The organism is Catenuloplanes atrovinosus (assembly GCF_031458235.1).
Lineage (GTDB): Bacteria > Actinomycetota > Actinomycetes > Mycobacteriales > Micromonosporaceae > Catenuloplanes > Catenuloplanes atrovinosus.
On the sequence record NZ_JAVDYB010000001.1, the window covers coordinates 4,543,898 to 4,555,506 of the forward strand.

Here is an 11,609-nt window from a genome sequence, read left to right on the forward strand (position 1 = left end):
TCATGCCGCGGTGGGCGTCGAATCCCTGGGGTGACGATCGCGTGCACCATTCGGTTCACGGGGCCGCCGTGAACCGAATGGCACGCGGGATCGTCATGCAGCGGGAGTCGGCCACCAAGGGCGGGAAAGACGTGCGATCGCGGATCAGCGGTAACGATGCGGCCGCGTCGCCGGGATGGCGGCACCGCGGCGGGCGGTGGGTGGCCGCGATCGCGCTGGCCCTGGCGGCGACCGCGGCGACCGGCGCGGGAGCCGCTGAGGCGGTCGTCGCCGTACCCGCGACCGCCTCGGCCGCACCGTCCGGCAAGTACTACATCGTCGGCACCGACGCCGACGGCCGGCCCGAATACCTCTACGCGATCGCGGCGGCGACGCTCGGCGACGGCCGCCGCTACCCGGAGATCATCGCCCTCAACCAGGGCCGGGTGCAGCCGGACGGCCGGCACCTGTCCGACCCGCCGGTCCTCCAGCCGGGCTGGATCCTGCACCTGCCCGCGGACGCCCGCGGTGAGGGCGTGCGCACCGGCACATCACCCTCCGGCGGCACCCCAACCGGTACTCCGGCCATACCGCCGCCACCCGCGATCGCCCGCCCGCCGGCCGCCGATCCCGCCGCACCGCTCATCCGCATCGTCTCGCTGTGCGCGGCCGGCGGCCTGGTCGTGCTGGCCGCGCTGGTGGTACGCCGCGGGCGGGGCCACGTCCGCGGACGCCGGCCGGAGAGACGCCGGGCCCCGCGAAAGGTCATCGGGACGGCGGTCGCCGTACGGGCCGTCGCCGTGGTACCGGCGGCTCCGGTCATCACCGCCGTGCCGCCGGTCACCGTCGGTGCGGAACTCGGCGAACCGGCCACCGAGGCGGTCGAGCTATCGGCGCCCGGTGCGCCGAGCGGTCCGGTCGTCGTCGAGCCGAGTCCCCCGTCCCGGCTGTCCGGCCGGGCGCGCGCCCCGCTGCCCGCGCCCGACGAGCGGCCCGCCGGGTGGAGCCCCCCGGGGCCGCCGCGGCCCTGCGCCGCGGCCGAGGAGCCGAAGGCATCTCGCGGCGTACCCGACGAGCCGGTACCGGCGAGCGGTGACGCGCCCGTGCCGGTGCCCGCGGAGCTGCCGGCACCACCGACGACGCCGGCGCATCTGGCGGACCTTCAGCGGCCCGACGCCCCCGCCGCCGTCCACCTTGTCGCCCCGCTGCGGGCGTCCCTGCGCTCCGGCGGCGACCGCATCCAGGTGTCGCTGGTCGGCGCCCGTACCCACGCGACGGACAGCCGGCACTACGCCTGGCTGGCGCCCGGGCAGCAACCTCCGGTCGTCGACGGTTCGGTCGTGCTCGGCCACGGCGACCAAGGACGCCTCTGGGTCGACCTGACGCTCTCACCGGACCCGCTGACCGTCACCGGCCCGGCCGAGGCGGCGCTGCGGCACCTCCACACGCTGATCGACCAGCTATGGGCGGCCGGCAGCCCGGTCGCGGTGCACGGCACCGCGCTGCGCGACGGGCTCCCGGCCGGCTGCCGGTACGTAGCGGATCTCGCCGGCCTGCCGGAGGTACTGACCGGCACGGCCGGGGTCGCGGCGGGGCGCTTCCAGATCGTGGTCCTCGCCGCCGGCGACGGGGACATGACCGGTCCGATCCAGCGTTTCTGCCGCTCCGCCGGCCCGCGGGTCATCCCGATCGTGACCGGCGCGGTCCCCGACGCCCGGTGGACGGTCCGGCTGACGGATCCGGCCGGATGACGAACCCCGACGAAGGAGCCGGCTGATGCGGGCGGGATGGCGGATGCTCGACAGGCACGGTACGCGGCAGCCCGAGCCGGCGGACACGACGGCGCGCCTGCCCGATTTGTTCGACCTGCCGCTGGCACGTACCCGCGGCGGAGATCTACGCGTTCCGGACGGCCGCGGGGAGGTCACCGCCGAGCGGCTCGCCGGGATCGTCCGGGACACCGGCGGGCATGGGCACGACGTACGGGTGATCGTCGACCACGGCGATCGGGACGGCGACCTCTTCCGCGAACTGGCGGCGCTGCTCGACCGGGACGTCTACGTCACGCCGGCGAACGCGGTCGCGCGCCGCCTCGGGCCGGACCGGGTCTTCGCCGTGGAGCCGGTGCGTGACGAGATAGCCGACTGGGTGCTGATACAACCCCCGGCCGCGGCGACCTCGCTGCCGGGATGGTTCGCGCTGCGCGGCGGAACGCTGGCCATGCGTACCGGCGTGGTGGTGGTGCAGGCCGCCGGCGCCGTGGGAATCGGTGACCGGGCCGGTTTCGTGCGGCTGCGCGCCGCGGTCGAGCGGCTCGGTGCGCGACCGGACGAGCTGCTGACCGCCGTGGTGCCGGCCGGACCGAGCGGTTTCCGGGCCGGCACCTACGAGGGCACCGACCTGGCCTGCACCGGTGAGGACCTCGCCTCGGCGCTGTCCTGGATCCGGCTCTACGGTGGCGATCTGCGGCTGTGGCTGGACTGGCCCGGCGACCGCGCCGGCCGGGAGACGCTGGACGGCGAGCTGTCCCGGCTGGCCGACGTCACCGGCGCCACCGTCTGGGTGCCCCCGCTCGGCGGGTCCGTACGGGCGACGGAGGACGGCACCGACCTGCTCGCGCTCGGCCCCGGCGGCGACCCGGACGAGTGGTGGCCGTATCGGCCGGTCGACGACTCCGCGCCGAGCCGGTTCCGGACCGCGGCGGACGGCCGGCTGCGACCGGTCGGCGATGACGCACCGCGGCCGGCACCGGACCGCGACCTCGGCGGTGCCCCCGACCCCGTGGAAGACCCCGGCGGCGGGCCGGACGCGGCGCTCACGGATGCCGGGCCGCTGCCCCCGGGAACGGGCCTGAGCTGGCTCCCGGCGGATCTGCCGGGCAACTCCGCGCCGCTGACGCTGTGGGTGCCGTGCGACTGGCCGGTGGAGCGGGTGGTCCTCGAAGGGCTGCCGACGGCCCGGCTGTTCATCGTCGGGGTGGCGGGCGAGACCGCGCCCGCCGGACCGCACGTACGGGTTCACGCCGCACCGGGAGCCGCCGTCTCACTGACCGACTGCGTGTACCTCGCCCCGCTGGGCCCGCGGGCGGAACTCACACCGGCAGCGGGCCGCTACCTGATTCCCGCGGGCCGCCTGGACCGGGTACGGCTGGCCGACACCGAGGTTCCCGGCGCACTGGTCGTCCGGTCCACCGGCGCCCGGCACGGTGTGGACGGACTGCCCGAGGAGGTCGTGCCCTGGCCCGCGGCTCCGCGTGAGGTATACGCGCTGCTGCCCGACGATGGCGAAACCCCGCCGGATCCGCTGCCGCTGCTGCCGGAACCGCCCCCGGTCAGGGCCGGGCACCGCCTGGTGCGGCTGCGCGTTCCCACGGGCGGGGGGATCGACGTCACTGCCAGCCTCGCCGCCCTGGCGCCGCTCACCTCGGTCCGTACCCGGCTGTGGGACCTGCGGCTCGCTGGCGCCGGACCGGTACTGCCACCGGCGGCCTACCCCGCCGTCACCGTCACCGGGGTGAGCCGGGCGGCGGACGGCGCGTGGGTCGCAGAACCGTGGGACGAGCCCGAGCCACTGGCGGAGGTGCTGCGATGAGGCCTCGCACCGGTCAGCCGGGCACCGGCCCGCCGGACAGCACCGCGGTGACGAGGTCGACCCGCGAGCGGTAGCCGGTGCGCTGGAACAGCCGAGTCAGCCGCCCCTCCACGCTCTTCTCGCTGATGCGCAACACCCGTGCGAGCTGACGGTTGGACAGCCCTTCGGCGACCAGGTACATGATGAGCGTCTGGTCCTCGGCCGACGTGACGGCCCGGTGCGGCACCGGGACGTGGTGAGCGCGCATGAACAGCCGCAGCCAGTAGCGGTCCAGGACGGCGCCGAGGCCGCCCAGCAGGTCGTACGCCTCGGACAGCGCCGCGGGGTCACCACCCGCCCGTACCGTGGCCACGAGCGCGCGGGCGAGCAGATACGGCTGGCGCAGCGGACGCGCGGCCCGTACCGCCTCGGCGGCGGCGCCGGGGTCGGCATCGAGCAGCGCCCGGGCCACCAGATGGTGAACGACGGCCGGCCCGGTGCCGAGCCGCCCGGCGGTACGGGCGGCGGCCGCGACCGCGCGGGCGGCGGCCTCCCGATCACCGCGGTCGAGGCTGATCTCGGTCGCCTGAAGCCACAGCTCGTCGGTACCGATGACCGCCCCGCTGTGCCGTGCCGCGGCCAGACCGGCCGTCACCCGCTCCGCCGCCTCATCCGCGGTGCCGATGGCCCGTGCGACCGTGGCGGCCACCGAGTCGAGCAGGTGCGGCAGCACCGCGCCGGCGGCGCGCGCGGCGTCCAGGATCGCCACGGCGGCTCCGGGCCGGCCGCAGGACAGCCGCACCGCGGCGGCGGCCTGCGCCGCGCCCACCTGGGACAGCGGTGTGGCGCCCGCATCGTCCTCGGCGGCGATGCACGGCACGTCGTCCCACCGGCCGGTCCGCCAGGCGCGCATCAGCCGGTCCGCGCCCCCGAGCGCGCCGGCGTCGAGACCACCCGCGGCCAGCGCCTCCTCGGCGCCGGTCACGTCGCCGAGCAGCAGAAGCACGTTCGCCTGGCCGAGCAGCCGGCGGTGGGCTTCCGGGGCGACGGCCGCCGGCGACGGCCTCAGGCGGTACAGGGCGGACGGGGATCCGCTCACGGCGGCCACCACGGCCACGAGCAGTGCCGTCTCCGGATCGAGGCCGTCACCGGTCACCGAGTCGAGCAGGGACCGGGCCGGAGCCCACTCGCCGCGCAGCGCGTGCGCGGCCGCGCGCAGCACCGGGTCGGACGCGGGCAGCGGGCCGTGGCCGGCTCCGCGCGCCACCCGGTGCAGGGTCTCGTGGTCGCCGCGCCCGCGGACCGCGCGGAGGTACAGCAGCAGCGCGTGGCGCCGCCGGTCCGGGCCGAGGCGCGCGGCGTGTTCCTGGAGCAGGAGCCCGGCCAGGTCGCGCGCGGTGGCCGGGTCACCGGTCTGCTCGGCAGCCTGGGCCTGGGCGAGCATGGCGCTCATCGACACGGCCGGATCGTCGGTCAGCGCGGTCGCGGTTCTCAGCCAGCGCACCGCCGCACCGGCGTCCGCGGCCAGCCCGGCGCGGCCCAGTGTGACCAGTTGCGCGGCGGCCCGGCGGGGCTCCACCAGCGCCCCGGCGTCGGACAGCCAGTCGGCGAGCGCGGACGGCGGCGTCGCTTCGGTCCGGCCCGCCCGGACCGCGTCCGCGGCGCACCGGGCGATCTGCCGGCGCCGATAGTGCCCCAGCCGGGCCCGGGCCGCCGTGCCCATGACGGCGGCGGTGAACGACCAGCCGCCGCGGCGGTCCGGCCGGGTCACTCCCGCCCTGGCCAGCGCGTGGACGCCGGCGCGGACCTGTTCCGGGCCGAGGTCCAGCGCCTCGGCGGCGACCGCCTCGGCGGCCGGCCCGAGCGGCCGCAGCACGTCCAGAGCACCGGCGACGGACAGCGTGAGGTCGTCGAATCCGCGCAGGTGGCCGGTGACGGCGCGGGCGGCGCCCGGTGCCGTGCCGAGCCCGCACAGTTCGTGGTCGGCGATGCGGAAAGCGCCGGCGTCGCCGTACGCGGTGACGGTGGCGTGCAGGACGGCGGGCAGTCCACCGGTGAGGGCCCGCATCCACCGGATCACCCGGGGCCGGACCCGGCGCGCGCCGGTCAGCTCGCACAGCATCGTCGCGATCCCGGCGTCCGTGAGCGGGCGCAGCCGTACCACCTCGGCGAGGCCCGCGTCCCGCAGCCGTCCCAGCGCGGCCGCGGCCGGGTCGCCGGGGGCCGTTCCCACCAGCCGTACCGTGCAGATCAGCCGGGTCTCGGTCGCCCGCAACCCGTGGACGATCTGCTCCAGCAGCGCCGCGGATGCGGCATCGGCCCACTGCGCGTCGTCCAGGGCGACGAGCAGGCGTCCCCGCCCGGCCAGGCCGCGCACCAACGCCGCCGCCTGCCACCGGCTCGGGTCCGCCACCGGGCCGGGGCGGACCGGCTGTGACGCCGGGGCGCCGAGTTCGACGGCGAGCCGGCCGAGCAGGTGCAGTGGCAGTCCCTCCTCCGGTGGAGTCAGCGGGATCGGCAACACCCTGCCGCCGTCGGCCTTGATCCGCGCGCAGATCCGCCGGAGTGCGGTGCTGCGACCGATGCCGGACGGGCCGGCCAGGACGGTGAGAACCGGATCGACCGTGGTCACGACCTGCCGGCCGCGGGCGTGTAGTCGAGATCCTCGACGGTCAGCAGCGTCAGCTCGGCCGGGCTGGGCTCTCCGGCGGCCAGACGGGAAGCCTGCCGGTCGGCCATCCGCTCGAAGACCTTGCGCGCCTCACGTCCGTTGCCGAACGTACCGTCCTTGGGGATCTCGTCGAAATAGCGCAGCAGCGCCGCCGCGGCCGCGTCGTCGAGCCGGTAGTCGTGTCGGGCCGACTGGTCCTGCACGATGGTGACCAGCTCGGCGGGGCTATAGTTGGCGAACTCGATGGTGCGGCTGAACCGCGACTCCAGGCCGGGGTTCGCCTCCAGGAAACGCTGCATGTCCTTCGAGTAGCCGGCCGCGATGACCACCACGTCCTCGCGATGGTCCTCCATCAGCTTGACCAGCGTGTCGATTGCCTCTCGCCCGAAGTCCGGGCCGGTGCCGCCCTGGCCGGAGCTGAGCGTGTACGCCTCGTCGATGAACAGCACGCCGCCGAGCGCGCTGGTGAACGCCTCCGTGGTCTTGATCGCCGTACCGCCGATGATCTGGGCGACCAGGTCGGCGCGTGCCACCTCGACCAGGTGACCGATGCGCAGCACCCCCAGTTCGGCCAGGATCGCGCCGTAGAGCCGCGCGACCGTCGTCTTGCCGGTGCCGGGCGCCCCGGCGAAGACGAGATGACGGGCCATCGGCGGCGCCGACAGACCCGCCTCCTTGCGCCGCTGTGACATCTTCATCAGGTTGATCAGCGAGGTGACCTCCTGCTTGACACCCTGCAGGCCGACGAGGCCGAGCAGCTCTCGCAGCGGATCGGAGCCGCGGGCGACCCTGTCTCCACCGTCGGCCCGGGTGGCGGCGGGCGCGGGCAAGCCGCCGGCTGCGGCCGTACCGAACGCGTCCGGCAGCCCGTTGCGCTCGCTGGCGAGCCGCTCCACGGTCAGCGCCGCGGCGGCGTCGGACTGGCGCAGGCCGGACTTCTTGTTGTCGCGGACGACGCAGTCGATCACCCGTACCGCGTCGCCGGTGTGAACCTCGATCCCGTCCGCCTCGTTCTCGCTGAACTCCGAGCCGGTCAGGCCCCCGGTCGATCCGGCGTCGAACCGGCAGCCACTGCCGGCGCTCGCCCGCACCCGGCAGTTCCCGGCCGAGATCTCGCCGCCGCGACCGATCTGTATGCCGTCGCCGCGCACCGCGCTGATGTCGCAGTCGGTCAGGACCGCGGCGGCCTCGGTCACCGTCACACCGGGGCCGCCGGTACCGCGCATACCGACCCCGGTGAGCGTGGGCCGGGCGCCGCCGGTGACCACGATGCCGGCAGCACCGCCGCCGTCGATGGTGACCGTCTCGAACCTGCCGCGGGCGCCGTTCCCGATCTCGATCGCGTGCTCCCGGCTGCTGGAGATCTGCAACCGGTGCAGCAGGGGGTCGGCACCGGCCTCGAGACGCACGCCCGCGCCGCACCGCTGCGCCGTGATGCGTACCAGCTCGGGAGCGCACCGGCCGGTGACGGACACCGCCGCGCCCGCGGTCTCGATCACCTTGCAGTCGGCGAAGTTCCCGGACGCCTCGCCGGTGAACCGGAAGCCGTTCCGGCCGGCTCTGCGCACGCTGCCCGCCCGTACCGTCGGCTTGCAGCCCTCGCCGATGTAAAAGCCGTCGGTGCCGCAGTCGTCTGCGGCGGCCTCCTCCACCGTGACCCGGTTCGTGCTGGCCAGATAGAGGCCGATACCGTCGGTCCGGTTCACTCGCAGTCGGCGGACGGTGGCGCGACTCTGGTGCTCGACCGCGAACGCCGGCCGTTTCGCGCCGGAGATCTCGGTGTCCTCGACGACGATCCGAGCGGTGCCGTGCACGCAGATCCCGTTGCCGCCAGCCTGGGCGACCGCACCGGAACGCATACGCAGCACACCCTGCTCCGCCACGACGACCCCGGAGGTGCCGAGCCGTTCGATGCGGCAGTCGTCGAGGACGCTGCCGGCCGGCGACGTCACCACCAGACCGGCGCCGCCCTCGTTCGTGACGCGGCCGGCCCTCATCACCAGCGCGCCACTGCCGCGTACGTAGACCGCCGCCCACGCTTTGCCGATCACCGAGCACTCGGTGAGCGCGAGCTGACCCGTCTCGAACGCGATCGCCGGGGCCTGCGCGTCAGCGGCCTCGATGACCAGGCCGGACACGGCCGCCGACTCCGCTACGAGGATCAGTGGAATGCCGGCCGTGGCGGTCAGCCGCACCGTACCCGGCCCGTCCTCGGCCACGATCGTCACCGCCTTGGTGAGCAGGAGGTTCTCCTGGTAGTGACCCGGCCGCACGGTGATCACCGCACCGTCGGCCGCCGCAGCGACCGCCTCCCCCAGCGTGCGGTGCTCACCACCGGACGGCGAGACGATGATCTTGTTCGGGTTCACGCGGGACACCTTTCGTCAGCGGCGGGCACCCGCCTGCGGGGAGACGTCACGAGGCGGGGCGGAGCGAGCCGGCCAGGCTGGCGGCAACCAACTCCACCCGGGACCGGTGACCCGTCCGGGCGAAGATGCGGGTCAGGTGGTACTCCACCGTCTTCTCGCTGATGCCGAGCCGCAGCGCGACCTGCCGGTTCGTCAGGCCGGCTTGGATCAGCGTGATGATGCGAGCCTCGGAGATGGACGCCCGGTCGTCATCCCGGCGCGGACGCGGGATCCCGACCCCTCGTTCCCGCATGAGCGCGAGAACACGGGAACGCGGCGGCGCCGCGTCGATCGACCGGGCGAGTTCATATGCCTCGTGCAGACATGAGCGGGGGTCGTCGAGGAGTGCGCCGAGGCACAGACACGCCTCCAGCAGCGTGAGACGGTGTCCGCGGCGGCGCGCCAGCAACAGGCCGGCGTGCGCGGCGCCCGCGTCCCGATCGACCACCGCGCGCACCAGCAGCACCGTCTCCCGCAACAGCCACGGCGCGCGGGTCCGGGCCACGGCGTGCGCCTCCTCGCGCAGCGCGGCGGCCATCGCCTCGTCGGCCAGCCGTGCGGTGAGTGCGGCCACCCGCAGCAGCAGTTGGTCGAGGCCGAACCGCGGGCCGGCCGTGCGCTGCCGCCGGAAGGCCGCCCAGCCGTCGTGCAGAGCGGCACGCTGCTCCGGCGGGTCGTCACCGCCGAGCGCGGCACCGCACCGTGCCCAAGCGTGGAAGGCCAGATAGGGCGGCTCCGCCGGCACCGCACCGAGCCAGGTCTCGGCGCGGCGGCGATCTCCCTGCATCAGGAGCGCGTCGGCGGCGTAGATTCGGGCGAGCTGGTGGCCGGTGGTCGTCGGCGCGCCGGACAGCTCCAGCTCGCGCGCGGCGGAGAGGACCCGCCCGAGCGCGCCCTCCGCATGGTGGTCCAGCAGGCGGCGGTAGGCGGACAGCGGGCCCTCCACCGGAGCGCCGTACCGCGGACCCAGCACGTGGTGCAGCACACCGCCGAGATCGCCGGTCGTCCCCGCGGCGATGAGGGCCTGGTCGAAGGGCTCCGGACGGCGGGCGGCGAAGTCCGGCCGCACGGAGACCGCCCCAGCCATCCGGGCCACCTCGCTAGCGGGCAGCAGTGTCGACGGCTCCAGATCGCCGCCGGCCGCGCGATCCTCCCCGGTTTCCGGCGGGACCGCCGCGGCCGGGTCCCCGGGCAGCCAGCAGTCACGCATCGCGGCCAGGCCCGCGTCATCGGGCAGCGCCCCGCGCAGGCGAGCGGGGATCGGAGATCCGGTGTGCAGCCCCGCGAGCAGGCCCGCGACCGCGGCGTCCCGCCGCTGCGACGGCGTCGACGCCGCCCAGCTACGGTCGCAGGCGGCGACGGCCGCGCTCAGCTCCCCCAATTCGCGGTACTGCCCGGTGCGGACCAGCATCGGTGCCAGCCGGGTGAGGAGGCGGCCGGACAGCGCGGTACGCCCGGCGTGCCGGGCCGCCGCCAGCAGCCACCTCGCGGCGCGGTCGGCGTCCTGCTCGCCCGCCGATGCGGCGGCACGGGTCAGCCACACCGTCGGCAGCGCGCCGGCGGGCACCGTGTCCCCGGCCGAGGTCAGCCGGTCGGCCAGGACAGCGTGGTCGGCCCGGCCACCGGTCCCCGCACGGCGAAGCAGGGCTGCGGCGAACGCCCGGTGCAGGCGTGCCAGCGCGACCGGGCCGGCCGACTGCCGCAGCCGGGCGCCGGCCGCCGGGCAGACTGGCGCGATGACCCCGTCCGCGTCGACGCGCAGCACACCGGCGCGGTCCAATTCGTCCAGGAGACGACCGGACACTTTGTGGTCGGCCCGGACCGCGTCCTCCAGCAACGGCAGATCGTCGACGGTCAGGCGCACCGCGGAGACGATCACCGCCAGCCGGACCGCGTCCTCGCCCGCCTGGCGCAGCCGGCCCCACAGCGGATGCGTCTCGGGCAGCGCGATGGCCGCGTGCGGCTCTTTCAGGCAGAGGTGGCCGCGCAGCACCCGAAGCCGGCCGCCGGTCGCGAGGTCCGCGGACAGCTCCGTCACCGTGCCCGGGTTGCCGAACAGCGGCCCGAGCGCCTCACGCAGAGCCCCGGTCAGCCCAGGATCCGGGGGTGCTCCATGCTGACGGTGCAGGAACTCGGCGACCTCGCTCTCGGAAAACTCAGGCAGGTCCATCACCGCGTCGGCGATCGGGCGCAGTTGCTCGGCCGCGGGGCCGCCGGTACGGCAGGCGGCCACGACCAGGCAGCCGGGACCTCGTGCTGCCGACAGCACCAGGGCCGGGGCCGGGATCGCGTCGGCGTCGTCGATCGCCAGTACGGTGCTGGCCCGCGCGGTCAACGCCGCGACGGCCTCCCGCAAGGCCCGCACCTGATCGGTCACCCTCGGGCCGGGCGCGGTGATCCGCGCCAGCGGGCCGGCCAGCGGCGACTGTCCCGACCGCTCCACGTGTGTGCGCATCAGCCGGCCGAGCACCCCGAAGCCGTACGGATCGCCCGCCCCCGCCGCGGTCGTGCGACGCCCGGCCGACCAGGTGAGCACCTGCGTTCCCGCGGTACGCCAGCCATGTACCGCCGCCCTGAGCAACGCCGTCTTGCCGCCGCCGGGCGGCGCGGTCACCAGCAGCAGGCGCCCACGCCCGCCGGTCTCCCGGGCCGCGCCGTCCAGCGCCGCGAGCTGTGCGCCCCGGCCGCACAGGAGTGCCTGGGACCGGCGCGATGCCGAGCGGCTCATCGGTCACCGTCCGCCGGCCGGTAGGCCCCCTCCGCTTCGCGTACCGCCCGTGCCAGCGCGCCGGCCAGCGCCGGCGGCACGGGCGGCGAGCCGGCCTCCGCGGGATTCCGCGACTCGTCGAGCGGTGCGCCGTCCATCGCGGACCTCCAACTCCGTACGCCGATTCGACATGATCGGCCGCCGCCGCGAGACCACGACGGCGACCGGCTCCTGTGAGACGATCGACCCGTCCGGTCGGTTCACGGCAGCTCAA

Annotated in this window: 6 protein-coding genes; 2 read left to right on the forward strand and 4 right to left on the reverse strand. The window is 75.7% G+C overall.

The annotated features are described in order from the left end of the window. Window positions 1–77: 77 nt before the first annotated feature. Complete coding sequence (locus J2S41_RS20275; protein WP_310369476.1) at window positions 78–1,730, forward strand: LysM peptidoglycan-binding domain-containing protein; 1,653 nt, start codon at window positions 78–80, stop codon at window positions 1,728–1,730. A 25-nt stretch (window positions 1,731–1,755) separates the two neighbouring features. Then, entirely contained in the window at window positions 1,756–3,570 is a 1,815-nt protein-coding gene (locus J2S41_RS20280; protein ID WP_310369477.1) for a hypothetical protein, read from the forward strand. Between the two features lie 13 nt (window positions 3,571–3,583). Here the strand turns inward: J2S41_RS20280 and J2S41_RS20285 are convergent, their stop codons facing one another. From J2S41_RS20285 to J2S41_RS20300, 4 genes are read right to left on the reverse strand one after another with little or no spacing between them, the layout of a single operon-like run. Beyond that, window positions 3,584–6,181, reverse strand: coding sequence for a helix-turn-helix transcriptional regulator (locus tag J2S41_RS20285; protein WP_310369478.1), 2,598 nt, complete (start codon window positions 6,179–6,181; stop codon window positions 3,584–3,586). Next, window positions 6,178–8,589, reverse strand: a complete 2,412-nt coding sequence (locus J2S41_RS20290; protein ID WP_310369479.1) for a right-handed parallel beta-helix repeat-containing protein — start codon at window positions 8,587–8,589, stop codon at window positions 6,178–6,180. The genes J2S41_RS20285 and J2S41_RS20290 overlap by 4 nt, the downstream gene beginning before the upstream one ends. Before the next feature lie 46 nt (window positions 8,590–8,635). Beyond that, window positions 8,636–11,356 carry a helix-turn-helix transcriptional regulator gene (locus J2S41_RS20295; RefSeq protein WP_310369480.1) on the reverse strand — a complete coding sequence of 907 codons (2,721 nt, stop codon included), beginning with the start codon at window positions 11,354–11,356 and terminating at the stop codon, window positions 8,636–8,638. Further along, a complete protein-coding gene (locus tag J2S41_RS20300; protein ID WP_310369481.1) occupies window positions 11,353–11,493 on the reverse strand; it encodes a hypothetical protein in 141 nt (46 codons plus the stop codon). Before J2S41_RS20300 ends, J2S41_RS20295 begins: the two co-directional genes overlap by 4 nt. Window positions 11,494–11,609: the final 116 nt, after the last annotated feature.